The 24,465-nt window shown below is 70.6% G+C and carries 18 protein-coding genes; 8 read left to right on the forward strand and 10 right to left on the reverse strand.

Annotated elements, in window-relative coordinates:
• Window positions 1-95: 95 nt before the first annotated feature.
• The 6 genes from ABZ865_RS13120 to ABZ865_RS13145 all read left to right on the forward strand — a co-directional run bounded on the left by ABZ865_RS13120 (window position 96) and on the right by ABZ865_RS13145 (window position 9,554).
• The gene (locus ABZ865_RS13120) at window positions 96-686 is read left to right on the forward strand and encodes a helix-turn-helix domain-containing protein (protein ID WP_361228381.1); all 591 of its coding nucleotides are present in this window, start codon (window positions 96-98) and stop codon (window positions 684-686) included.
• Window positions 667-2,700, forward strand: coding sequence for a thioredoxin domain-containing protein (locus ABZ865_RS13125; RefSeq protein ID WP_361228384.1), 2,034 nt, complete (start codon window positions 667-669; stop codon window positions 2,698-2,700). The genes ABZ865_RS13120 and ABZ865_RS13125 overlap by 20 nt, the downstream gene beginning before the upstream one ends.
• Before the next feature lie 234 nt (window positions 2,701-2,934).
• Complete coding sequence (locus ABZ865_RS13130) at window positions 2,935-4,203, forward strand: glycosyltransferase (protein ID WP_361228387.1); 1,269 nt, start codon at window positions 2,935-2,937, stop codon at window positions 4,201-4,203.
• Window positions 4,200-5,852, forward strand: a complete 1,653-nt coding sequence (locus ABZ865_RS13135; RefSeq protein WP_361228389.1) for a glycosyltransferase family 39 protein — start codon at window positions 4,200-4,202, stop codon at window positions 5,850-5,852. The genes ABZ865_RS13130 and ABZ865_RS13135 overlap by 4 nt, the downstream gene beginning before the upstream one ends.
• Window positions 5,849-7,120: a glycosyltransferase family 2 protein gene (locus tag ABZ865_RS13140; RefSeq protein WP_361228392.1), complete on the forward strand. Its 1,272-nt coding sequence runs from the start codon at window positions 5,849-5,851 to the stop codon at window positions 7,118-7,120. The genes ABZ865_RS13135 and ABZ865_RS13140 overlap by 4 nt, the downstream gene beginning before the upstream one ends.
• Window positions 7,121-7,157: 37 nt before the next feature.
• Window positions 7,158-9,554: a galactose oxidase-like domain-containing protein gene (locus tag ABZ865_RS13145; RefSeq protein ID WP_361228395.1), complete on the forward strand. Its 2,397-nt coding sequence runs from the start codon at window positions 7,158-7,160 to the stop codon at window positions 9,552-9,554.
• On the opposite strand, the gene ABZ865_RS13150 is transcribed toward ABZ865_RS13145, so the two are convergent.
• The 4 genes from ABZ865_RS13150 to ABZ865_RS13165 form a co-directional block, all read right to left on the reverse strand.
• The gene (locus ABZ865_RS13150; RefSeq protein ID WP_361228398.1) at window positions 9,551-10,285 is read right to left on the reverse strand and encodes a Mut7-C RNAse domain-containing protein; all 735 of its coding nucleotides are present in this window, start codon (window positions 10,283-10,285) and stop codon (window positions 9,551-9,553) included. The genes ABZ865_RS13145 and ABZ865_RS13150 overlap by 4 nt on opposite strands.
• Before the next feature lie 33 nt (window positions 10,286-10,318).
• Window positions 10,319-10,960, reverse strand: coding sequence for a TetR family transcriptional regulator (locus ABZ865_RS13155; protein WP_361228401.1), 642 nt, complete (start codon window positions 10,958-10,960; stop codon window positions 10,319-10,321).
• 2 nt (window positions 10,961-10,962) lie between these two features.
• Window positions 10,963-12,534 (reverse strand): DHA2 family efflux MFS transporter permease subunit, encoded by a 1,572-nt coding sequence (locus ABZ865_RS13160; protein ID WP_361228404.1) that lies wholly within the window; start codon window positions 12,532-12,534, stop codon window positions 10,963-10,965.
• A gap of 149 nt (window positions 12,535-12,683) precedes the next feature.
• Entirely contained in the window at window positions 12,684-13,397 is a 714-nt protein-coding gene (locus ABZ865_RS13165; protein WP_361228406.1) for a hemolysin III family protein, read from the reverse strand.
• Between the two features lie 280 nt (window positions 13,398-13,677).
• Between ABZ865_RS13165 and ABZ865_RS13170 the strand changes: the two genes are divergently transcribed.
• Together ABZ865_RS13170 and ABZ865_RS13175 are read left to right on the forward strand one after the other, a co-directional pair.
• On the forward strand, window positions 13,678-15,501 hold the full coding sequence (locus tag ABZ865_RS13170; RefSeq protein WP_361228409.1) for a phosphoenolpyruvate carboxykinase (GTP): 1,824 nt from the start codon (window positions 13,678-13,680) through the stop codon (window positions 15,499-15,501).
• Between the two features lie 316 nt (window positions 15,502-15,817).
• Window positions 15,818-17,806 (forward strand): calcium-binding protein, encoded by a 1,989-nt coding sequence (locus ABZ865_RS13175; protein ID WP_361228412.1) that lies wholly within the window; start codon window positions 15,818-15,820, stop codon window positions 17,804-17,806.
• Between the two features lie 101 nt (window positions 17,807-17,907).
• Here ABZ865_RS13175 and ABZ865_RS13180 read toward each other — a convergent pair whose 3' ends face one another.
• The 6 genes from ABZ865_RS13180 to ABZ865_RS13205 form a co-directional block, all read right to left on the reverse strand.
• Entirely contained in the window at window positions 17,908-18,510 is a 603-nt protein-coding gene (locus ABZ865_RS13180) for a hypothetical protein (protein ID WP_361228415.1), read from the reverse strand.
• The gene (locus ABZ865_RS13185; protein WP_361228418.1) at window positions 18,497-20,041 is read right to left on the reverse strand and encodes a VWA domain-containing protein; all 1,545 of its coding nucleotides are present in this window, start codon (window positions 20,039-20,041) and stop codon (window positions 18,497-18,499) included. The genes ABZ865_RS13180 and ABZ865_RS13185 overlap by 14 nt, the downstream gene beginning before the upstream one ends.
• Window positions 20,038-21,237, reverse strand: a complete 1,200-nt coding sequence (locus tag ABZ865_RS13190) for a toxic anion resistance protein (RefSeq protein ID WP_361229666.1) — start codon at window positions 21,235-21,237, stop codon at window positions 20,038-20,040. The genes ABZ865_RS13185 and ABZ865_RS13190 overlap by 4 nt, the downstream gene beginning before the upstream one ends.
• A 30-nt stretch (window positions 21,238-21,267) precedes the next feature.
• Window positions 21,268-22,350, reverse strand: coding sequence for a substrate-binding domain-containing protein (locus tag ABZ865_RS13195; RefSeq protein WP_361228421.1), 1,083 nt, complete (start codon window positions 22,348-22,350; stop codon window positions 21,268-21,270).
• Window positions 22,351-22,614: 264 nt separating this feature from the next.
• Window positions 22,615-23,034: a hypothetical protein gene (locus tag ABZ865_RS13200; RefSeq protein WP_361228424.1), complete on the reverse strand. Its 420-nt coding sequence runs from the start codon at window positions 23,032-23,034 to the stop codon at window positions 22,615-22,617.
• 117 nt (window positions 23,035-23,151) lie between these two features.
• Window positions 23,152-24,363, reverse strand: a complete 1,212-nt coding sequence (locus ABZ865_RS13205) for a pyridoxal phosphate-dependent aminotransferase (protein WP_361228427.1) — start codon at window positions 24,361-24,363, stop codon at window positions 23,152-23,154.
• Window positions 24,364-24,465: the final 102 nt, after the last annotated feature.

Here is a 24,465-nt window from a genome sequence, read left to right on the forward strand (position 1 = left end):
GCTCCGCCTCCACCCTAAAACGCAGAGAAAATTCTGCAAAGAAAATTCGGCGGACATCAGGGACGACTCAGGGTTCTCAGGGTTACCGTGACCGCATGACCGACGGCATGCCCGAGATGACCAGCCTGGAGCGCACCGCTCTCTACAAGTCGCTCGGCAACCCCCTGCGCCGCCGGATCCTCGACTACCTCGGCCGGCACGGCGAGGCGAACTCCACCGTCCTCGCCCGCGAACTCGGCGAAAGCTCCGGCACCACCAGCTACCACCTGCGCAAACTCGCCGAGCAGCGGCTCATCGAGGAGATCCCCGAGAAGTCCGGCGGCCGCGAGCGCTGGTGGCGGGCCCTGCCCTTCAGCCACACCACACCCGACCCGGCCACCATGACCCCCGAGGAGTACGCGGCCGCGGCACAGCTCGCCCACCTCAAGATCGAGGTCGACACCGCCCTCTTCCGCCGCGCCCACCAGGAGTACCGCGGCCCCGAGGGCTGGGCCCAGGTCCAGCGCCACGGCACCTGGATGACCAAGGACGAGCTCCTCGCCTTCATGCGCGACTACCGAGCCCTCCTCGCACGCCACGGCCACCCTCGCGAGGACGCCCCGGAGGGGGCACGCCCGGTGTGGATGCGTTTCTACGCGGTACCGGAGCCCGTGGGAGAGTGGAACGGTGAACCGACTGGCCCATGAGACGTCCCCGTATCTGCTCCAGCACGCCGACAACCCCGTCGAGTGGTGGCCCTGGTCGGCCGCCGCCTTCGACGAGGCCCGCACGACCGGTAAACCCGTGCTGCTGAGCGTCGGGTACGCGAGCTGCCACTGGTGCCACGTCATGGCTCACGAGTCCTTCGAGGACCAGGCCACCGCCGACTACCTCAACGACCACTTCGTCAGCATCAAGGTCGACCGCGAGGAACGCCCCGACGTCGACGCCGTCTACATGGAGGCCGTTCAGGCGGCCACCGGGCAGGGCGGCTGGCCCATGACGGTGTTCCTGACGCCGGACGCCGAGCCCTTCTACTTCGGGACGTACTTCCCGCCCGCGCCCCGGCACGGGATGCCCTCGTTCCGGCAGGTGCTGGAAGGGGTGCGGCAGGCGTGGGAGGAGCGGCGGGAGGAGGTCGGGGAGGTCGCCGGGAAGATCGTGCGGGATCTCGCCCAGCGGGAGATCGGCTATCAGACCGGCCAGGCCCCCGGGGAGCAGGAGCTCGCGCAGGCCCTGCTCGGACTCACCCGCGAGTACGACCCGCAGCGCGGCGGATTCGGCGGGGCGCCGAAGTTCCCGCCGTCCATGGTGCTGGAGTTCCTGCTGCGGCACCACGCCCGCACCGGCGCCGAGGGCGCGCTGCAGATGGCTCAGGACACGTGCGAGCGGATGGCGCGGGGCGGGATCTACGACCAGCTCGGGGGCGGGTTCGCGCGGTACTCCGTCGACCGGGACTGGGTCGTGCCCCATTTCGAGAAGATGCTCTACGACAACGCCCTTCTGTGCCGCGTCTACGCCCACCTCTGGCGCGCCACCGGGTCGGACCTCGCCCGCCGGGTCGCGCTGGAGACCGCCGACTTCCTGGTGCGCGAACTGCGCACGGACGAGGGCGGGTTCGCCTCCGCGCTGGACGCCGACAGCGACGACGGCAGCGGGCGGCACGTCGAGGGGGCGTACTACGTGTGGACCCCCGAGCAGCTGCGCGCCGTCCTCGGGGAGGAGGACGGGGACCTCGCGGTGCAGTACTTCGGCGTGACCGACGAGGGTACGTTCGAGCACGGGCAGTCCGTACTGCAACTTCCGCAGAGCGAGGGCGTGTTCGATGCGAAGCGCATCGCGTCCGTCAGAGAGCGGTTGCTGGAGAAGCGGGCGCAGCGGCCCGCGCCGGGCCGGGACGACAAGGTGGTCGCCGCCTGGAACGGGCTCGCGATCGCCGCGCTCGCCGAGACCGGCGCCTATTTCGGCAGGCCCGATCTCGTCGAGGCCGCCCTGGCCGCCGCCGACCTGCTCGTACGCGTGCATTTGGACGAGCACGCCCGTCTCGCCCGCACCAGCAAGGACGGCCGGGCCGGTGCCAACGCCGGGGTGCTGGAGGACTACGCCGACGTCGCCGAGGGCTTCCTGGCGCTGGCGTCCGTGACGGGCGAGGGGGTGTGGCTGGACTTCGCCGGGCTGCTCCTGGACCACGTGCTCGCGCGCTTCACCGATCCGGAGAACGGCGCCCTGTTCGACACCGCGTCCGACGCCGAGCGGCTCATCCGCCGACCGCAGGACCCCACCGACAACGCCACCCCCTCGGGCTGGACCGCCGCGGCCGGCGCCCTGCTGGGCTATGCCGCGCACACCGGCTCCGAGGCCCACCGGACCGCCGCAGAGCGGGCGTTGGGCGTCGTGCGGGCGCTCGGGCCGCGCGTGCCCCGGTTCATCGGCTGGGGGCTGGCCGTCGCCGAGGGGCTGCTCGACGGGCCCCGGGAGGTCGCGGTCGTGGGACCGTCCCTCACCGACGAACGGACGGCCGCCCTGCACCGCACGGCCCTGCTCGGCACCGCGCCGGGCGCCGTCGTCGCCGCCGGGACTCCGGACAGTGACGAGTTCCCCCTGCTCGCCGACCGTCCGCTCGTGGACGGTGAACCGGCCGCGTACGTCTGCCGTAACTTCACCTGTGACGTCCCGACGACGGATCCGGAACTGCTGCGCGCGGCGCTGCGGACCCGCTGAGCGGCGCGAAGGAGCACCGGGAGGCGGGGGAGCGGAGACGGTGAACTGTCCGAATGTGAGCAGGTGTTCGGATAGATACCGCTTCCCGCACCACCGATACGAAACACGTTATTTATCGGAACACCTCCCGCACTTCACAGATCCCCCTTAGTCTCTGCACAGTGGCGCGATGGCGATTACTCGCTGTCGCGCCAGGGGGTTTTCCGGGGGCATTGGGGATCTGGGGGGATCTTTTTGCTGACGTCTGTCTTCATCGCTGCCATTTCGCTTGCCTTGTTCTGGATGGCGGCCTTCACCCTGTGGTGGCAGATGCACGCGTGGCGCACGCCCGAGGTGCTCGCCTCCACCCGGTTCAGCAGACCGGACGGGGGCGAGCACCTGTCGTTCTCGCTGCTCCTGCCGGCCCGGCACGAGCAGGCCGTGCTCGACCACACCATCCAGCGGCTGCTCGAGTCCACGCACACCGACTTCGAGATCATCGTGATCGTGGGGCACGACGACCCCGAGACCACGGCGGTGGCCGAGCGGGCCGCCGCGCGCGACCCGCGGGTCCGTGTCGTCGTCGACACCCACGAGAAGAAGAACAAGCCGAAGGCCATGAACACGGCGCTGCCGCACTGCCGCGGTGACGTCGTCGGGGTCTTCGACGCCGAGGACCAGGTCCACCCGGAGCTGCTCGCCCACGTCGACCACGCGTTCCGGACGACCCGGGCGGACGTGGTCCAGGGCGGCGTGCAGCTCATCAACTTCCACTCCAGCTGGTACAGCCTGCGCAACTGCCTGGAGTACTTCTTCTGGTTCCGTTCCCGGCTGCACCTGCACGCGCAGAAGGGGTTCATCCCGCTCGGCGGGAACACCGTCTTCGTCCGCACGGACGTGCTGCGGGAGGCCGACGGCTGGGACCCGAACTGCCTGGCCGAGGACTGCGACCTGGGTGTCCGGCTGTCCAGCGTCGGCAAGAAGGTCGTCGTCGCCTACGACTCCGACATGGTCACCCGCGAGGAGACCCCGGGCTCGCTGATGTCGCTGCTCAAGCAGCGCACCCGCTGGAACCAGGGCTTCCTGCAGGTGTACCGGAAGAAGGACTGGAAGCAACTGCCCGCCCTGCGGCAGCGGTTGCTCGCCCGGTACACGCTGATGACGCCGTTCTTTCAGGCCTTCTCCGGCGTGATCATCCCGGTCAACGTGGGCGTAGCGCTCTTCCTGGACGTGCCCGTCGGCATCGCCTTCGTCACCTTCCTGCCGCTGGTCACGGCCGCCGTCACCTTCGTCTTCGAGGTGGTCGGGCTGCACGACTTCGGCAAGCAGTACGGGCTCCGGGTGCGCCTCGTCCACTACGTCAAGCTCATCGTGGGCGGCCCCTTCTACCAGGTCCTCCTCGCCGGGGCCGCGATCCGCGCCGTGTGGCGTGAGCAACGCGGCCGCAACGACTGGGAGCTGACCACGCACGTCGGCGCGCACCTCACCGCGGCCGAGCCGATCCGAGAGGACGTTCCCGCGTGACCTCCACTCTTCCCGCGGTGACCACCCCGACGGTCCCCGCGCAGCGCAAGCCTGCCCATGACACGCCCCGGGCGGGGCGGCCGGCACCTCCGGAGCGGCTCCGCTCCTCCCGTTCCGACCTGCTCCTGTGCGGTGTCCTGCTCGTGGCGATCCTCGTGGTCCAGGGCTGGAACATCGCCGACTACCCGACCCTCAGCGACGACGAGGGCACCTACCTCGCGCAGGCCTGGGCCGTGCAGCAGGGCAAGGGCCTGGCGCACTACACCTACTGGTACGACCACCCGCCGCTCGGCTGGGTCCAGATCGCCCTGCTCAGCTGGATACCCTCGGCGATCAGCCCCGGCTCGATGACCGTCGGCTCCATGCGCGTCGTCATGCTGGTGATCAGCGCGGTCAGCGCGGTCCTCGTCTACGTCCTCGGGCGCCGGCTGTCCCTGCCCCGCTGGGCCGCCGGGCTCGGCATGGTGATGTTCGGGCTCTCCCCGCTCGCGGTCGTCCTCCAGCGGGAGATCTTCCTCGACAACATCGCCGTGATGTGGCTGCTGCTGGCGTTCTGCCTGGCCGCCTCGCCCAGTCGGCACCTCTGGCACCACTTCGGCGCCGGTCTCGCCGCGGCCGCGGGCGTGCTCACCAAGGAGACGATGCTCGTCGTCCTGCCCGCCCTGTTCGTCACCATGTGGCGGCACAGCCACCGCGACACCCGCAAGTTCGCCCTCACCGGAGCCGTCACCGCCTGCGCGCTGATCGGCTTCTCCTACCCGCTGTTCGCCCTGCTCAAGGGCGAGCTGTTCCCGGGCAGCGGGCACGTCTCGCTCTGGGACGGCATCAAGTACCAGATGTCCAGGCCCGGTTCCGGCTTCATCCTGGACGCCTCCTCCGGCTCCCACGGCGTGCTGCACTCGTGGCTGTACTACGACCGTGTCCTGCCCCTGGGCGGCCTCGCCGGAGCCCTGCTGCTGCTCGTCACCTGGCGCTGGTCCGTCACCGCCCGCGCGCTCGCCGGACCCGCCCTGACCGTGGCGATCCTGGCCGCCGTGGCCATGCGCCCGGCCGGCTATCTGCCCGCCATGTACATCATCGGCGCCCTGCCCTTCCTCGCCCTGGTGCTGGCCGGCGGTGCCGCCTCCGTCACCCACGCGGTGCTGCGCCGGTGGCGCTCGGAGGGCGAGAAGCGGTACGTCACCGGCGGCCGGTACGCGCTCGCCGCCGTCCTGGCCCTCGCCGCCGGCGCCTACGTCGTCCCACACTGGTACGACGGTGACCGCACCGCCGTCACGGCCGACGCCAACAAGCCCTACCGGCAGGCGTCCCAGTGGCTTGAGCGCAAGGTCGCGGACCCCGGGCACACCCGGGTCCTCGTCGACGACGCGCTCTGGCTGGACCTCGTGCACGCCGGGTACCGGCCCGGGCTCGGCGTCATCTGGTTCTACAAGGCGGACCTCGACCCGGCCGTCATCAAGACCATGCCGCACGGCTGGCGGGACCTCGACTACGTCGTGGCCTCGCCGACGGTCCGGCGGGACGCCAAGGACCTGCCCAACGTGCGGGCCGCCATCCAGCACTCCGAGCCGGTCGCGACCTTCGGCACCGGAGAGGACCGCATCGAGATCCGGCAGATCGGCACGGCAGCAGCGGGAGGCGTCCGATGAGCAGCCACGAGTACACGGTTCCCGCCGAGGGCCTGGACGCCGCGGAGGTCGCGGAGCCGGGCGCCGTCACCATCGTCGTACCGACCTTCAACGAGTCCGCGAACATCCGGCAGCTGCTGCACCGGATCACCGAGTCGGTGCCCGCGCGGCTGCCCTGCGAGGTCGTCTTCGTGGACGACTCCACCGACGACACCCCCGAGGTGATCCGCGAGGCCGCCCAGGACTGCCCGTTCCCGGTGGCCGTGCTGCACCGCGAGGAGCCCGTGGGCGGGCTCGGCGGGGCGGTGGTGGAGGGGCTGCGGACGGCGAACTCGGAGTGGATCGTCGTCATGGACGGCGACTGCCAGCATCCGCCGTCCCTGGTTCCGGAGTTGGTCGCCACCGGCGAACGGGCGAACGCCGGGCTCGTCGTCGCCTCCCGGTACATCGAGGGCGGCAGCCGGGCCGGGCTGGCCGGCGGCTACCGGGTGGCCGTCTCGCGCGGCGCGACCTGGCTGACCAAGGCGCTCTTCCCGCGCCGGCTGCGCGGCATCAGCGACCCGATGAGCGGCTTCTTCGCGATCCGGCGCAGCGCGGTGACGGCGGACGTGCTCAAGCCGCTCGGCTACAAGATCCTGCTGGAGCTGGCCGTGCGCAGCCGTCCCCGGCAGGTCGCCGAGGTGCCGTTCGTCTTCCAGGACCGGTTCGCGGGCGAGTCCAAGTCGACCGCGCGGGAGGGCTTTCGCTTCCTGCGTCATCTGGTGGGGCTGCGCACCGCCTCACCGGTCGCACGTATGATCGGCTTCGGGCTGATCGGGGCGAGCGGTTTCGTGCCGAACCTGGTCGGGTTGTGGGCGCTGACCGCGCTGGGTCTGCACTACGTACCGGCCGAGATCCTCGCCAACCAGTTCGGCGTCGCATGGAACTTCGTGCTCATCGAGCAGCTGTTGTTCCGTGACCGGCGCGCGCACCGCCGCTGGTGGGACCGTCTGGGCCGGTTCGCGCTGCTCGCCAACGCCGACCTGGTGCTGCGGATCCCGCTGATCGCCCTGTTCGTCGACCGGCTCGGGATGGGCGCGCTGACCGCGACCGCGCTCGCGCTGGTGACGACGTTCGTCCTGCGCTTCGCCGGGACCGAGGCACTGGTGTATCTCCCGCGCCGCAAGGGCGGGAACAGGGCGGGCGCAGGGGCGCGTCGGCGTCGAGAGGTCGAACGCGCGCAGGCCCAAAGGGCTGAGCACGATCGGGCTCTCGACGGCGACTGGAGCGCCCCGGAGTCCGCCCAATGAAGCGCTGTCGTACAACCGCTAGGAGAGCCGTGTGAAAATGCGCCGCAGACGGACCGCGCTGGCCGGGGTGGGGGCCCTGGCCGCCGGTCTGCTTCTCACCTCGCCACAGAGCGCCGAGGCCGCCAACCTCGTCAAGAACCCGGGCTTCGAGACCGCCGGTACGGACGGCATGCCGTACTGCTGGGAGAAGTCCGGCTGGGGCAACAACGACTTCACTTTCTCGACGGTGTCGGACGCCCACACCGGCACCAAGGCCATGAAGGTCTCGCTGACCCGGCGGGTCGACGGCGACCGCAAGGCGCTGATCACCGAGTCCACCACGTGCGCGCCGACGGTGACGCCCGGCAAGCAGTACGACCTGGGGCTCTGGTACAAGACCACGACGCCGGACGCGAGCATCACCCTGTTCCGGCACGACACCACCGCCGGCTGGCAGTACTGGACCGACCTCAAGACCCTGGACATGGCGTCGGCGTGGACCAAGGCCACGGTCCGCACGCCCGGCGTCCCGGACGGCACGGACCGCATCACCTGGGGTGTGTCGGTGTACGGCACCGGCTCGGCGACCACCGACGACTACACCATGGACCAGGTGCCGGACACGCTCCCGCCGCCCAACTGCACGGCCACGCGGCAGATCTGCGACAACGGCAGCTGGACGGTGCAGCCGACGCAGAACCCGGTCCGCTCCATGCACTCCGTCGTCCTCAACAACGGCAAGGTGCTGCTGATCGCCGGCTCCGGCAACAGCGAGGAGGCCTTCAACGCGGGCACGTTCACGTCGGCGGTCTACAACCCGGCCGACGGCAGCTACAAGGTCATCCCCACGCCGAAGGACATGTTCTGCGCGGGGCACGTCCAGCTCCAGGACGGCCGCGTGCTCGTCATGAGCGGCAACAAGGCGTACCCGGTCGCGGGCGTGCACGGCTACGAGGGGTTCAAGGACTCGTACATCTTCGACCCGAAGACCGAGACCTACAGCAAGACCAACGACCTCAACGACGGCCACTGGTACCCCTCGGCGACCGAGCTGGGCAACGGTGACGTCATATCCTTCGGCGGTCTGCGCGAGGACTCCAGCGGTTCGGTGACCGCCGAGCGCTGGTCGGACAAGAACCAGCAGTGGCTGCCGCTGTCGCAGGTCAACCAGACCTGGTCGTACTGGGGTCTGTACCCGTCGATGATCCTGATGCAGGACGGCCGCCTCTTCTACTCCGGCAGCCATGTCTTCGGCAACAACATCCCCGGCACGGGCTCGGCGATCTACGACTACGACGCCAACACGACCACGCAGATCCCGGGGCTCCAGAACAAGGACGAGCGGGACCAGTCGGCGAGCGTGCTGCTGCCCCCGGCGCAGGACCAGCGGGTGCTGACCATCGGCGGCGGCAACATCGACTCCAACCCCGACGCCAACCGGCTCACCGACGTCATCGACCTCAAGCAGCCGAACCCGGCGTACGTCGCGGGTCCCCCGCTCCCGCAGGGCACGGTCGACCTGGGCAACGGCAAGGTCGCCGAGACCGGCAACCAGGGCAAGATGTACGTCTCCGCGGTGCTGCTGCCCGACGGCAAGGTGCTGGAGACGGGCGGCGCCCTGCACAACCGGGCCAACCCGGTGTACGAGTCGTCGATCTACGACCCGGCCCGGAACACCTTCGAGTCCGTCGCCGCCGACCCCGAGTCCCGCGGCTACCACTCCTCGGCGTTCCTGCTGCCCGACGGCCGCGTGATGGCCACCGGTGACAACCCGGGCAACGGCACCTGGAACCAGAACGTGTCGATCTACTCCCCGTCCTACCTCTTCAAGGGCACCCGCCCGACGATCACCTCGCTGATCAACCAGGAGTGGAAGTACGGCGACACCCAGCGGATCACCGTCGATCGGCCCATCGCCAAGGCCGAGCTGATCCGTCCGGCCGCGGTCACCCACTCCTCCGACCCGAACCAGCGGTTCGTCGACCTGCCGCTGTCCGTCAGCGGCAACAACGTCGACCTGAACGTGACGAGCAACCCCAACCTGGCCCCGCCCGGCTGGTACATGCTCTTCGCGGTGGACGCCAACGGGGTGCCGTCGGTGGCCAAGTGGGTGCACCTGACGGGCCCGACCGCGCTGAGCGCGTCCGCGCCGTCCGCCCACGTCCACTCCTTCGCCGACTCCCTGCAGGGCACGGTCGCCGAGCCCGGCAAGAAGCGGGCCTCGCAGAAGGTCAGCCCGACGATCTCCGGCTGCGACCGGCACTACGGCTCGGTCAACGTGTGCGTGCCGACCGTGTTCCCGCCGCAGGTGAAGAAGACGGCCGCCGCCCGGTGCACCTGGCTCAAGCAGAACCACTACGGCCGGCTGAAGGTCAACGGCGGGGACGACCCCCTCGGGTTGGACCGGAACCGGAACGGAACCGCCTGTGACAAGGCGGATGTGAGCAGGCGCTAGCCGGCTCGCTGACCGTGCTCCGCCAGGGCGCGCTCCACGATCGCTTCCAGCTGGTCGTGGTGCGCGCCCTTCCAGTAGGCGCGGCCGCACTCCGTGCACTGGGCGAAGACGTCGTACGTGCGCTGCGTGCCGTGTTTGAGCTGGTCGGCCACCTCGTCCTTGGTGGCCTCCTTCAGCAGGCCGTTGCAGGCGGTGCAGCGGGTCCACGGGTGCAGGTCGGGGGCGAAGCGGTCGAGGACGTCGTGGAGCTGGTCGTCGGGGCGGGTGCTGTAGACGTAGGCGCCGGCCCACAGTTCGCGGCGGCGCAGCAGGCCCCGGTCGCGGCTGAGCATGACCCGCTGCTCGGCGGCCGAGCGGGCGGCGAGCGCCGGGTCGCCGATGTCGGTCGCCTCGTACGCCGTGTCCACACCGAGCAGGCGCAGGCGGCGGGCGAGGGTGCCGAGGTGGACGTCGAGGAGGAAGCGGAGGGGAGCGCCGGGGACCCGCTGGGGGCGCTCGACGGCCCGGACCCGCACCGCGTCGCCTGCCACGGGGACGTACGACGTGGGCACCTCGCGGCCGTTCACCCACAGGGATCCGACCTCGGTCAGCGGGACGCCGGCCGACTCGACGACATGGCCCAGGGTGGAGACGCCGTCGGTGGCGAGGGGGGTGGCGCCCCGGCGCCGCTCGCTCGTGACGAACAGGGCCAGGCCGGGGTCGAACTCGACGTGGATCTCGGGACCGTTCACCCGGTCAGGATGTCACGGCCGGCGGGGAGGGGCTCAGGGGTTTTCGGCGGGGAGGCCGTGCTCCAGGACGTCCAGGCCTTGCTCCACGAGGTCGAGGAGGTCGTCCTCGAAGCCGTGCTCCGCCCAGTACAGGTAGACCTGCATCATGCCGCCGACGAGGGACGTCGCGTAGACGCGCACCTGGAGGCCGTCGGGGTCCAGGCCGGTGCGCTCGGCGAGGACGAGGCGCAGCAGACGCCCGGTCTCCGACATGCTCTCGACCATCCGGGAGCGGACGGCGGGGACCTGGACCCCGAGGTGCGCCCGGATCCGCAGCACCTCGGGGTCGTCCTCCGCCATCGCCTCGATGGCCCTGCGGATCACGTGCCGCAGCGAGTCCATCCACGGCTCCCCGGCGGGCCGGGCGCGCAACTCCTCGGCCATCAGCGGGTCGTACTCGTCCGTGAGGACGATGTCCTCCTTGGTCGGGAAGTAACGGAAGACGGTCGACGGCGACACCTCGGCCCGCTCGGCGATCTGCTCGATCGTCGTGGCGTCGTAACCCTGCTCCCCGATCAGCGCGTACGTCGCGGTGCGGATCGCCTCGCGGGTCTTGATCTTCTTGCGTTCGCGCAGGCCGAGCTGGGGGCGGTCGGCGGGGGAGAAGGAGGATCGTGCGGCCGTCATGGAGGTCATTCTCAGGCATCCCTCCCGGTGGCGGCCATCTCCGGGGTGTCGCGCATCTGGTCTCCGCCGGTCTCGGTCGCTGTCCCGGGCAGGAGCGCCGCGGCCGCCAGCGCGGCCACGAGGGCGGTGATCCCGCACACCAGCAGGACCAGGCCCATGCCGTGGACGTACGCGCTGTTCGCGGAGCCTGCGAGGTGGGCTGCTTCGGGGCCCGCCTTCGCGGCGACGAGGTGCGCGGCGACCACGGAGTCACCGGCGGTGCGGGCGGCTTCGGGCGGCAGACCAGTGACGTCCAGGCGGTCGCGGAAGGCGCCCGCGAGCAGGCTGCCGAGCAGGGCGATGCCGATCGCGGAGCCGACCTGGCGCAGCGTCAGCAGCAGTCCGGAGCCGCTGCCGGCGCGGTCGCGGGGCAGGGCGGCGAGGGCGCCAGTCATGCTCGGGACCAGCACGAAGCCGAAGCCGAGACCGGCGATGGAGAGCCACAGCGCGGTGAAGCCGTAGCCCGCGTCGGTCGTCGTACGGCTGCCGAGCAGCCCGGCGAAGGCGAGGACCACCAGGCCCCCGGTGACCGCGGCTCGGGCTCCGAAGCGGGTGGCGACCTGCGGGGCGAACTTCGCGGCGACGGACAGGCCGAGGACCATCGGCAGCAGCCGGACGCCGGTGCCGAGGGTGTCGTTGCCGAGGACGGCCTGGAGGTAGGGCGGCAGCACGAACAGCAGGCCGGAGAGGACGAACATCACGAGGGTGGCCGTGACGGCGTTGACCAGGAAGTCGCGGCGGCCGAGGAGCGTCATGTCGAGCATGGGGCGGGCCATGCGGCGCTCGCGCAGCACCAGCCCGGCGAGCAGGACCGCGCCGCCGGCGAACATGCCGAGGATCAGCGGGTCGCCCCAGCCGCGGTCGGGGGCCTCGATGATCCCGTAGATGAGGGCGCCGAGCCCGGCGGTGGTGAACGCGGTGGAGAGGGCGTCGACCCTGGGGGAGGCGGGGTCGCGGGTCTCGGGGAGCAGGAAGAGGCAGGCGGTGATGCCGATCGCGACCATCGGGACGTTGATCAGGAACATCGAGCCCCACCAGAAGTGGTCCAGCAGCCAGCCGCCGATGATCGGGCCGAGCGGCAGGCCCAGCGCGGAGCCGGTGGAGACGAGGCCGACGGCCTTGCCCTGCTCGTCGGGCGTGAACAGCGACGGCAGCACCGACGTCGCCAGCGGGGTGACCAGCGCGGCGCCGACACCCATGACCGCGCGGGCGGCGATCACCCAGTTCACGTCCCCGGCCAGCGCGCCCAGGACGGAGCCGGCCAGGAAGATCCCGAGCCCGGCGACCAGCATCCGGCGCCGCCCGAACCGGTCGCCGAGGAGTCCCGCGGGGAGCATCAGCGAGGCGAAGACGACGACGTACGTGTCCGCCATCCACTGCTGCTGACCGGTGGTGGCGCCCAGCTGCTCCGCCATGGTCGGCAGCGCCACGTTGAGGATCGTCATGTCGAAGCCGAGCGTGAGCATGCTCGCGACCAGGGCGCCGAGGGCCCACCAGCGGCGGGGATCACGCCGCGGCTCGTCGAGGTACGTGACAGTAACCATGAAATGAGAGTAGCTCTCAAAATCTAGGGAGTGTCAACCAGTAGTGACTTCCGGATGCGGTCGACGGCGTCCCGGACGCGGTCGACGGCGCCCCGGCGCACGAAAAATGGCCACGGCTCGTGAGCCGTGGCCATCAGGGAGAGAGCGGGTTACGCGTGCTGGTACGCCACCAGGGAGATGCCGACGTAGTGGACGACGAAGGCGGCCAGCGTGAAGGAGTGGAAGACCTCGTGGAAGCCGAACCAGCGCGGTGAGGGGTTCGGGCGTTTGATGCCGTAGATCACGCCCCCGGCGCTGTACAGCAGACCGCCGACGATCACCAGGACCAGGACGGCGATGCCGCCGCTGCGCATGAAGTCGGGCAGGAAGAAGACCGCTGCCCAGCCCATCGCGATGTAGCAGGGCGTGTACAGCCAGCGCGGGGCGCCGACCCAGAAGACCCGGAAGACGATGCCCGCGGCCGCCGCGGCCCAGATGCCCCACAGCAGCCACTGACCCTTGGCGCCGGGCAGGAGCAGCATGGTGAGCGGGGTGTAGGTGCCCGCGATGATCAGGAAGATGTTGGCGTGATCGAGGCGGCGCAGGATGCCGTCCATCCTGGGGCTCCAGTTGCCCCGGTGGTACAGCGCGCTGACGCCGAAGAGCAGGCAGGCCGTGAGGACGTAGATCCCACAGGCCACGCGGCCCCGGGTGGAGTCGGCGAGGGCGGTGAGCACCAGGCCCGCGACGAGGACCGCCGGGAACATGCCAAGGTGCAGCCAGCCGCGGAGCCGGGGCTTGATCGGGTGCGGCAGGGAGAGCGCGACGGGGCCCCGGCCGGCGGCCGGCCTGTCCGTGGGCGCGTCGGGGACGGGCGCAGTCATGGCCCGCATGGTACCTACGACACCGTAAGTCGCGTATCAGCGCGTCCTGGTCAACGGCCGTAACGCAAAAGGTCCTTCCGTTGAACTCCATGTGCACGCAAAGAATCCGGGAAACCGTGTGATTCCTCACGTCGCTCACCTGTGATGCCCTCTAGACAGATGCGCACTAGAATCAGATGATCAAATGAGAGTGGTCGGCACCGGATGAGCGGCTACGAAGCATCCGGGTCGCGGCCCCCACGGGGCGACTGAACACAAAATCCCTCAATTAGGAGCAATCGTGGCGCGCGACATCGCGGCTCCCACCGGCATCCCCACCCAGCACCAGGAACTGATCTCGTGGGTCAACGAGATCGTCGAACTGACCCAGCCGGACAACGTGGTCTGGTGTGACGGATCCGAGGCCGAGTACGAGCGGCTCTGCGAGGAGCTGGTCTCCAAGGGCACCTTCAAGAAGCTCGACCCGATCAAGCGCCCCAACTCCTACTACGCAGCCTCCGACCCGACCGACGTCGCCCGCGTCGAGGACCGGACGTTCATCTGCTCCGAGAAGGAGGAGGACGCCGGCCCCACCAACCACTGGATGGACCCCGCCGAGATGCGCGAGGTCTTCTCCGGGGAGAAGGGCGTCTTCCGCGGCTCGATGCGCGGCCGCACCATGTACGTCGTCCCGTTCTGCATGGGCCCGCTCGGCTCGAAGCTCTCCGCGATCGGCGTGGAGATCACCGACTCCGCCTACGTCGCCGTGTCGATGCGCACCATGACGCGCATGGGCCAGGCCGTCCTGGACGAGCTCGGCACCGACGGCTTCTTCGTCAAGGCCGTGCACTCCGTCGGCGCCCCGCTGGAGGAGGGCCAGGAGGACGTGCCGTGGCCCTGCAACCAGACCAAGTACATCTCGCACTTCCCCGAGAGCCGTGAGATCTGGTCCTACGGCTCCGGCTACGGCGGCAACGCGCTGCTCGGCAAGAAGTGCTACGCCCTGCGCATCGCCTCCGTCATGGCCCGTGACGAGGGCTGGCTCGCCGAGCACATGCTGATCCTCAAGCTCACCCCGCCGCAGGGCGCGTCCAAGTACGTCGCCGCCGCCTTCCCGAGCGCCTGCGGCAAGACCAACCTCGCCATGCTGGAGCCCACGATCTCCGGCTGGACCGTGGAGACCATCGGCGACGACATCGCCTGGATGCGCTTCGGCGAGGACGGCCGCCTGTACGCGATCAACCCCGAGGCCGGCTTCTTCGGCGTCGCGCCCGGCACCGGTGAGCACACCAACGCCAACGCGATGAAGACGCTGTGGGGCAACGCGGTCTTCACCAACGTCGCGCTCACCGACGACGGCGACGTGTGGTGGGAGGGCATGACCGAGGAGTCGCCCGCCCACCTGACGGACTGGAAGGGCAACGACTGGACGCCGGCGTCCGAGACCCCGGCCGCCCACCCCAACGCCCGCTTCACCGTCCCCGCCTCCCAGTGCCCGATCATCGCGCCGGAGTGGGAGGACCCGAAGGGCGTGCCGATCTCGGCGATCCTCTTCGGCGGCCGCCGCGCCACCGCGGTGCCGCTGGTGACGGAGTCCTTCGACTGGAACCACGGCGTCTTCCTCGGCGCCAACGTGGCCTCCGAGAAGACCGCCGCCGCCGAGGGCAAGGTCGGCGAGCTGCGCCGCGACCCCTTCGCGATGCTGCCCTTCTGCGGCTACAACATGGGCGACTACATGGCCCACTGGATCGACGTGGCCAAGGACAAGGACCAGTCCAAGCTGCCGAAGATCTACTACGTCAACTGGTTCCGCAAGAACGACGAGGGCAAGTTCGTCTGGCCGGGCTTCGGCGAGAACAGCCGCGTCCTGAAGTGGATCGTGGAGCGTCTCGAGGGCAAGGCCGAGGGCGTCGAGACCCCGATCGGCATCCTGCCGACCCGGGACGCGCTGGACACCGACGGCCTCGAACTGGCCGACTCCGACCTGGACTTCCTCCTCAAGGTCGACACGGAGGTCTGGCGCGAGGAGGCGGCCCTCGTCCCCGAGCACCTCAACACCTTCGGCGACCACACCCCGAAGGAGCTGTGGGACCAGCACCGCGCACTGGTGGAGCGCCTGGGCTGAGCCCCGCACCCCGAAAGACTCCACGGCCGGTTGGGATGCCCTGACCAGCGATCGTCACGGCCGGCCGTGGTGACAACCCCGACCGGGGCCCCGCACAACGGCGTGCGGGGCCCTTGCCGTTGCCTTCCCCTCACCCGCGCGGGTGGTTTGCCGCACCCGGTGGGCGCAACACGGCTCGTGGCGGACGGACCTGTGTGCGAAGGCCGGGACGCTGTCGCCCATGTTCACACCTTCTGTGCGATCGATCACACCGCATGTTCGATCGCTCACTCGTTCTGCGCGATCAGGGTGGCGCCGAAGCGGCGCACGGCGCACCGTGTCTCTCACGGCCCGGGCCGGGGGCGTGGCGGCCACGGTCCTGGCGCTCGTTCTGGCCCTGCCCGGAGCCGCGCTTGCCGCACCGGGCGATCTCGATCCCACCTTCGACGGCGACGGCAAGGTCGTCACCGACTTCGGCGGCTACGACGAGAGCCGCGACATGGCGGTGCAGTCCGACGGCAAGATTGTCACCGTCGGTCTCAACGAACCTCCGGCGGGCGGCGCGGCCGACTTCGCGGTGGCCCGCTACAACCCCGACGGCAGTCTCGACAGCGGATTCGGGACCGGTGGCGAGGTCCTGACCGACGTGAGCGGCGGTGACGAGGACATCGCCGACGGGGTGGCCGTGCAGCCGGACGGCAAGATCGTCGTGGTCGGCCGCAGTGCGGATCCCGCGAGCAGCGGGGGCAATGCGTTCACGGTGGTCCGCTACAACGGCGACGGCACCCTCGACGCCAGCTTCGACGGCGACGGCATCGCGCTCACCGATTTCGGCCTCGGCGGCCCCCAGGAGGCCTACGCAGTGACGGTGCAGTCCGACGGCGCGATCGTTGCCGTCGGCGAAAGCGGTGCCGATGTGGCGATCGCCCGTTACAACCCCGGCGGCAGCCTCGACGCCGGATTCGGCACCGGGGGCAAGGTGACCACGGCCTTCGCGGGCGGCAGCGCGACTGCCTACGACGTGGCGTTGCAGACCGACGGCGCGATCGTCGTCGCCGGCCGGGCCGGGTACAACTACCCGGCGAACGCCTCCGACTTCGCGCTCGCCCGCTACACCCCCGACGGGAGCCTCGACAACGGATTCGGGAGCGGCGGCAGGGTGATCACCCCCTTCGGCGAGGCCGACGTCGCCGGCGGGGTGAAGGTGCAGACCGACGGCAAGATCGTCGTCGCCGGAAGCAGTGACTTCGACTTCGCGCTGGCCCGCTACAACACCGACGGCACGCTCGACAGCGGGTTCGACGGCGACGGCAAGGTCACCACGAGCTTCGGGCCCGGCACGCTGGACGGGAGCTCCGATGTGGCGTTGCAGTCCGACGGCAAGATCGTCGCCGCGGGCATCAGCCAGTCCGACTTCGCGGTGGCCCGCTACAACGTCGATGGCAGCCTCGACAGCGGATTCGGCACTGGCGGCAAGGTGACCACCGACGTCGACAACGGCTTCTTCGACACGGCCACCGCGGTGGCGGTGCAGTCCGACGGCAAGATCGTCGCCTCCGGCAACACCGGCGACGACCGCGGCCTGGTCCGCTACCAGGTCGCCGCCACACCGCCCCCGGCCGGCGTGGACCTGTCGTTGACGAAGTCCGGTCCCGGCACGGTCAGCATCGGTGACCGGGCCACCTACAGCATCACCGTGACCAACAACAGCACCACGACCGCCGCCACCAACGTCTCGCTGTCCGACACGATCAGCGGCGTCGCTGCCTCGGTCGTCTCGGCGAGCACCACCTCGGGGACCTGCACCACCACGGGCACCGGCGCGAGCTGCTCCCTGGGCACCCTCGCCCCCAACTCCAGCGTCCGGGTGATGGTCGCCGCCGAGCCCCGGGCCACCGGCACCCTCACCGACCGGGCCACGGTCAGCGCCACGCAGTCCGACCCGGTCCCCGGCAACAACACCGCCACGGCGACCACCACGGTGAACAACGCCCGCGGCTGCACCATCACCGGCACCAGCGGCAACGACACCATCACCGGCACCTACGGCAACGACGTGATCTGCGCCCTTGGCGGCGACGACACCGTCAACGCCAGCTACAGCAACGACACGGTGTACGGCGGCTACGGCAACGACCGCCTCGACGGCGGCTACGGCAACGACACCCTGAACGGTGGCCCCGGCAACGACAACCTGATCGGCAACTACGGCAGCGACAACCTCAACACCGTCGACAACGTCTCCGGCAACGACACCGCCAACGGCGGCCCCAACTTCGACACCTGCACGACCGACTCGGGTGACGTCCGGATCAGCTGCCCCTGACCCACCACCCCACAGGACGAGGCCGGCTTCCCGAGGTGCGGGAGGCCGGCCTCACCGGTGCCTTGCCTCACCCGCGCCCGGCCTCACCCTGCCCGGGCCGGCTACTGCGAGCGGTCCTCCAGGTACCGCGTGTGCGACTCCTGGCGGCGCGCCTCGGTGTCCCGCAGGGCCGAGGCCAGGCGTTCGGCCTCCTCGCGCAGGAGCCCCAGCTGGCGCTCCAGGTGGCGTTCCGGGGGCTCCGTGCCCGGGGCCATGCGGGTCCACCAGCGGGTGCGGACGAAGGCGTCCACGGCCTCGGGCACGTCCTGCCGTACCGCCCGGGAGACGGTGTGCACGCCCTCCGGGTCCTGGGCGAGGGCCTCGGCGACCCAGCCCGGCTCCAGCAACGCGGCCAGCAGCTCGGTCAGTTCGGTGAGCCTCGCGGCGAGGGCGGGCGGCAGATCGACGTCGGCGAGATAGCCGCCGAGCTTCTCGAAGTCGGCGCGCACCGCGTCCAGCTGTGCCGACGGGCTCGGGAAGTCGGGCAGGGCGGGCCGCTCCGGCGGGGCGATCAGCGCACCCGCGCCGTAGAGCCCGGCCACCACGACCGGCCAGTACGGGCCCGCCACCCCGGTGAAGGTCAGCACCAGCCCGAGCAGCCCGCAGGCGCCGCCGGCGAGGTTCTTGCGGGACTCGAGATAGCCGAGGACCTTACTGGTAGCCACGGATCTCCTTGAAGGCGCCGTCCAGCGAGCCGTGCTCGGCGTCGAAGAGGCGGCCGCCGGTCAGGTCGGCGATGTGCGACAGCTCCGCGCGGTCGGAGTCGCCGAAGACGATCGGGAAGACGGGGGTGTCCCGCCGGGCGCCGGTGAGCCGGCGGTAGAAGTCGTCGAACTCCCCGGCCTTCGCGCCGGTGGTGTTCTCGCCGTCGGTCATCAGCACGATCGACGTGAACGTGTCGCGGTCGGCGCCGAGATGGTCGTAGGCCTTCTCCAGCGAGGTGTAGATCGCGGTGTCGCCGTCGGCTTCGAGCCCCTCGGTGTCCCGCCGGATCGCGTCCAGCCCGGCCTTCGGGTTCCCGGGGTCCACGACGTGCGTCCGTACGCTCTTCACGTCCGACCCGAACGGCATCAGCGTGACCTCCTCGCGGTCACGGAAGTCGCTCGTGAGACCGGTCAGCGCCGTCTTCAGCGCCGACAGCCGCCCGCCCTCCATCGAGCCGGAGGTGTCGAGGACGTACACGGTCCGGGAGGGGCGGCGCAGCTCGTTCTCGTACGAGTCGAGCAGCCCGTCGGCGACGGAACGGCTGCCCGGGAAGGGCAGTTCGCGCCGCCGGCTGGTGTCGAGGCCGGGCGCGGGCGGCACGGAGGCGACGACCGGGCGGCGGTGGGTGGTGTCGGTGATGAGCTTCTGCACGGCGTCGGTGCGCAGGTCCTCCGTCACCCTGCGCACGTCCTCACGCGTCCGCGCGTCGGTCGCGGTGAGCGAGGAGAGCGGGTAGTCGGCGGTGACGACGCCGTCGCGGGGGCGGATCACGGTCAGGCCCGGGATGCCCTTGAGGACGGACTCGTAGTTGAGCAGGGCGTCCACGGTGCCGCGCCGCCGGTACGCCGTCGCCAGCCAGCCCGACGAGCCCGACGTCAGCTTCTGCCCCTTGAAGAACTCCTTCAGCCGGGGCGTCGCCTTCGCCACGTCCGCGTCCGTGAGCGCGGACTGCGCGCCGGACAGGGCCGAGGCGACCGAGATGAGGGTGGAGAAGCCGGAGTTGGAGCGGGCCGGGTCGGTCATGCCGTAGGTCAGCCTGCCGTCCTGCACGGCCTGCTCGATCCGGGACCAGGTGACCTGCTCGGGCTTCCAGCCGAGCGCCTGGACGGTGGCCTGCTTGACCCCGATCGCGACCGGGCTGGACATGACCGGCGTCTCGGAGACCACCTTCTTCGCGGCCTCCGGGCGCAGCCGCAGATAGTCGTTCGAGGACAGCCACAGCGCGTCGTACGCCCCGTCGGCCTTGCCCCGGGCGACCAGGTCGACCGCGTCCAGGGTGCCCATGTAGGTGGGCCGGATGGTGACGCCGGTGTCCTTGTGGACGCGGTCGAACACGGCGGTCATGTCGCTGAGTTCGCTGGAGGCGAGGACACGGAGCGTGCCGGGCTCGGGAGCCGCCGGATCGTCCTCGTGCCCCGAGGCCGTGCAGCCGGTCAGCAGCGCGGCCGTGGCCGCCAGCAGGGCCAGCGCGCGCGTGGTGCGTCTCGTCATCCGAGGCCGCCTTCCAGCGCGCCCTGCGACCGGCTGCGCTCCAGGTACGTGCTCGCGCTGTGCAGCTCGTCCGTCAGCGACTGGACCGTGGAGGCCATCGCCTCGGTCGCCTGCACCTTGTAGGTGTCGATGGCGTCCAGAGTGCGGTAGATCTGCTGGAACGCCGAGCGCAGCGTCTCCACGCCGACGGCCGGGTCGGCGGCGATGCGCTGGATCTCCCCGCTCTGCGTCGCGAGCATCTCCGAGTTGGCCCGGATCAGGTCCTCCGTCGTGCCGCGCAGGGCGTTGACCTGCTCGACCACCTTCTTCTGGTTGTCGAGCGCGGAGGCCAGCATCACCGAGATGCGCAGCGCCGAGACGGTGGTCGTGGCGGCCCGGTCGACGCCCTTGATCAGCTCGTCGTTGTTCCGGCGTACGACGTCCATGGCGAGGTAGCCCTGCGCGCACACCGCGAGCTGGGTGAGCAGGTCCTGGTGCTTCTGCCGCACCGGGAAGAGGACGTCGGCGCGCAGGGAGTCGGCCTGCTCGGGATCCGGGACCTGGCCGATGTGGTCCTCGACGGCCCTGTCCAGGGCCTCGGTGAGGACGACGTACTCCTGGAGCTTGCCCATGGTCTCCCACAGCCGCACCCGCTCGGTCTGCAACGCGGCGTTGTCCCGGCGCAGTTCGTCCTGCCCTCCGCGCAGCGAGCCGACGATCCGGTTCAACGTGCCCTGCGAAGAGGCGTACTTGGCGACGTGGTCGCGCAGCTTGTTGCCGCCGGGCAGCTTGGAGAGGAACTTGCGGCCCTTGCTCGCGGGCAGGTCGCGCGGGTCCAGATCCTCGACCACGCGCCGGAGTTCGACGAGCGAGCCGGCGACCTTCGCCGAGGCGTCCCCGCCCTTGTCGGGCAGGCTGCGCACGGCCCGCTCCAGCATCCGGTTGGACTGCGCGGCGGCGGTGCGCATGTCACCGGCGCCGAGGGCGGTGATCTCGCCGACCTTGCCCGCGAACTCGGGCGAGCGGGCATCGAGCGCGGCGAGCCCCTTGACGTAGTCGGTGGCCTTGCGCGCCATGTCGGCCCGCACCCCGTCCTCGACGGGCACCAGCCCGCCGGCCTTGTCCCGCGGCACGGGCGCGACGGCCTCGGGCGGGGTCAGCGTGAAGACGTCCTCGCCGCTGAGCGTGGGCGTGTGCTCACCGCCGCTCGGCACCATCTTGTCGAAGTTGCTCACAGGATCCCCCCGTCATCCGCGCGCCCGGCGGGCCATCTCGTGCAGCACCGCGGAGGTGGGCACGGGCGCCTGCCGGACGCCGGTCAGCTTCTGGTTGAGGTAGGCGGCGTGGGCCGCGGTGGCCGTGACGAACTCGGCGGCGTCGCCCTGCGGCCGGAATCCGTGCCGGGCGGCGAGCCTGCGCAGGGTGGGGTCGGTGCCGAGCAGCTCCCCGAGCGCACGCCCGTTCGCGTCGAGCGGTACGACCGTGTGGTCGCTGTTGACCGTGGTGTCCGGGTAGAGGACCACGAGGTCGTCCGCGCCGGCGCCCTTCTGACCGGCGAGCAGCGAGGCGACCTGGGACTCGTACACCAGCACCAGGGGGTTCCCGGCGCCGCTGACGAAGTCCCGGAAGACCGCGTCCGAGCTGGACTGCTGGGCGCCCTGGACGCTGACCAGCTGGTGCAGCAGGGGAGCGGTGCGGTCGAGGTCCGGCTTGCCCGCGACCACCTTGCCGCCGTTGGCGACGTAGGAGGCGGCGGCGAGGTACAGCGCGCCGGAGTTGGAGGACTCCGGATCGGTGCTCGCGACGTAGAGGGTGCCGGTCAACTCCCCGTGCCGGGCAGCGCCCTTGAGCTGCTGCCAGGTGCGGTTGTGCCGGGCGGCGTCCAGATAGGCGGCCATCTTCAGCGTGCCCCGGCTCGTCCCGTCGAGCGCGGCGAGCCCGTTCGCCGCGAGCACCTCGGCGGCGCTGCGGTGGGCCACCACCACGAGGGGCGAGTAGAAGGGCCGGGGCAGCGGCTCCCGCACGTGGTACTTGGCGGCCAGCTGGTCGGCGGGCGCCTGGCTGGACGGGAAGGCGAAGTCGAATCCCTTGAGGTCCAGGCCCTCCATGGCCCAGGATCCGGACGCCTCCGTCTTCACGGTGTAGCCCTTGGCGGCCAGGGCCTTCACCACGTCGGGATCGGCGAAGAAGTCTGCCTTCTCCGACCCGATCACTCCTCGCACGGTCTTCGTTGCCGTGCCCTTGTCCTCACCGTGCCGCCCCGCGACGACGGCAGCCACCACGCCGCCGATCAGCAGGACCGCGAGGACGATTCCCGCGATACGTCTCACGCCGGGGAGCGTGCTCCCGGAATCCAACGTTCCCCGGGGCGACGGATGAACGGACGGTGTCAAACCGGCCCCGGCACTGCAACGCGCCCCAAGGGGCGCGGGGAACTGCGCGACAAGCCACAAACGGCCGGCAGCCGCAGGATGAGATCAGCCCCTACGGCGAAACGCACCCCGGCTCAAGCCAACGCAGTGCCATGGCGCCCGGTCCGCGCGTCGCTGCGGGTGCGCGCGGACCGGGGCCGTTCAGGGGGACCCGGGGTCGGGTCAGTGGGCCGTGCTGAGGTGCTTCGGCTCGGCGAGCGCGGCGGCGTGCGCGTCCATGCGCTCGGCCGCGAGGATCGCCGCCGAGGTGTCCGCGCGGGAGGCGGCGACGACGAGGGCACGGCCCGCGAGCGCGTGGGCCCGCTGGTGGAGGGCGGTGGGCTCACCGGCGGCGGACGAGGCCGCCCGCAGGGGTGCGCGGCCGCCCCGGAGCCGGGTCACCTGCTCGGACAGCCGCTCCGCGGCCGTGTCCAGGTCGGCGGACGGCGTCAGGGCGCGCAGATCGTCGGTGACGGCGAGCAGCGCGGAGAGGTGACCGGCCAGCTGGATGTCCAGCTCCTCCTCGCGCGACCGGTGGGGAAAGTCCGAGGTGGTGCCGGCCATCGTGCTGTGGACCGACTTGGTGCGGATCGGTTCGTACATGGGATGGCCTCCTGTGTCCAACAGGAAACCATCCTAGCTTGGATTTCGTCTAAAGTTGAGCCGTGTCACGGATTGCGGTCCGGCCATGGCCGCCCGTGTCCGTCGCGCCCGCTTCCGTCACGGCTGGCCGTACCCGTCGAGGAACGCCCCGATCCGGGTCACCGCGTCCCGCAGGTCCCCGACCGTCGGCAGGGTCACGACCCGGAAGTGATCGGGTTCGGGCCAGTTGAAGCCGGTGCCCTGGACGACCATGATCTTTTCCTGGCGCAGCAGATCCAGGACCATCCGCCGGTCGTCCTTGATCTTGAAGACCTGCGGGTCGAGGCGCGGGAAGAGATACAGCGCGCCCTTGGGCCGTACGCAGCTCACCCCCGGGATCTGGGTGAGCAGCTCGTACGCCGTGTCCATCTGCTCCTTCAGGCGCCCGCCCGGCAGCACCAGGTCGTTGATCGACTGGCGCCCGCTGAGCGCGGCCACGACGCCGTGCTGACCCGGCATGTTCGCGCACAGGCGCATGTTCGCCAGGATCGTCAGGCCCTCGATGTAGGAGTCGGCGTGGGCGCGCGGGCCCGAGACGGACATCCAGCCGACGCGGTACCCGGCCACCCGGTACGCCTTCGACATGCCGTTGAACGTCAGCGTCAGCAGGTCGGGGGCGACCTTGGCGGTCGGGATGTGCGTGGCGCCGTCGTAGAGGATCTTGTCGTAGATCTCGTCGGAGCAGACCAGCAGGTTGTGCCGGCGGGCGATGTCGGTCAGGCCCTTCAGCATCGCCTCGTCGTACACCGCGCCCGTGGGATTGTTCGGGTTGATGATGACGATGGCCTTGGTGCGGTCGGTGACCTTGCGCTCGACGTCGGCCAGGTCGGGCATCCAGTCGGACTGCTCGTCGCAGCGGTAGTGGACGGCGGTGCCCCCGGAGAGGGAGACCGCGGCGGTCCACAGCGGGTAGTCCGGCGCCGGTACGAGCACCTCGTCGCCGTCGTCGAGCAGCCCCTGCATCGCCATCACGATCAGCTCGGAGACGCCGTTGCCGATGAAGACGTGCTCGACGTCGGTCTCGATGCCGATGGTCTGGTTGTGCATCACGACCGCGCGGCGGGCGGCGAGCAGGCCCTTGGCGTCGCCGTAGCCGTGCGCCGAGGAGACGTTGCGGAGGATGTCCTCCAGGATCTCCGGCGGGCACTCGAAACCGAACGCGGCAGGGTTGCCGGTGTTGAGCTTCAGGATGCGGTGACCGGCAGCCTCCAGCCGCATCGCCTCCTCGAGCACCGGACCCCGGATCTCGTAACAGACGTTGGCGAGCTTGGTCGACTGGATCACCTGCATGCTCGTGAGCTTACGGCCCGGCAGCGGCTCATGGCCCGTGTTTTCCACCACGCGAGACAACGGCGAGTTTGCGTTGTTATCGCCGGTAGCTGTCTCACGCGT

This window comes from Streptomyces sp. NPDC047085 (genome assembly GCF_040643735.1).
Classification (GTDB): Bacteria; Actinomycetota; Actinomycetes; order Streptomycetales; family Streptomycetaceae; genus Streptomyces.

Bases quoted from the DNA above. Each gene is read 5' to 3' on its own strand.
- ABZ865_RS13160 (WP_361228404.1), bottom strand. From the start codon at position 12,534: ATGGTTACTGTCACGTACCTCGACGAGCCGCGGCGTGATCCCCGCCGC.
- ABZ865_RS13200 (WP_361228424.1), bottom strand. From the start codon at position 23,034: ATGTACGAACCGATCCGCACCAAGTCGGTCCACAGCACGATGGCCGGC.
- ABZ865_RS13140 (WP_361228392.1), top strand. From the start codon at position 5,849: ATGAGCAGCCACGAGTACACGGTTCCCGCCGAGGGCCTGGACGCCGCG.
- ABZ865_RS13185 (WP_361228418.1), bottom strand. From the start codon at position 20,041: ATGACGAGACGCACCACGCGCGCGCTGGCCCTGCTGGCGGCCACGGCC.
- ABZ865_RS13165 (WP_361228406.1), bottom strand. From the start codon at position 13,397: ATGACTGCGCCCGTCCCCGACGCGCCCACGGACAGGCCGGCCGCCGGC.
- ABZ865_RS13120 (WP_361228381.1), top strand. From the start codon at position 96: ATGACCGACGGCATGCCCGAGATGACCAGCCTGGAGCGCACCGCTCTC.
- ABZ865_RS13205 (WP_361228427.1), bottom strand. From the start codon at position 24,363: ATGCAGGTGATCCAGTCGACCAAGCTCGCCAACGTCTGTTACGAGATC.
- ABZ865_RS13190 (WP_361229666.1), bottom strand. From the start codon at position 21,237: ATGGTGCCGAGCGGCGGTGAGCACACGCCCACGCTCAGCGGCGAGGAC.
- ABZ865_RS13145 (WP_361228395.1), top strand. From the start codon at position 7,158: ATGCGCCGCAGACGGACCGCGCTGGCCGGGGTGGGGGCCCTGGCCGCC.
- ABZ865_RS13155 (WP_361228401.1), bottom strand. From the start codon at position 10,960: ATGACCTCCATGACGGCCGCACGATCCTCCTTCTCCCCCGCCGACCGC.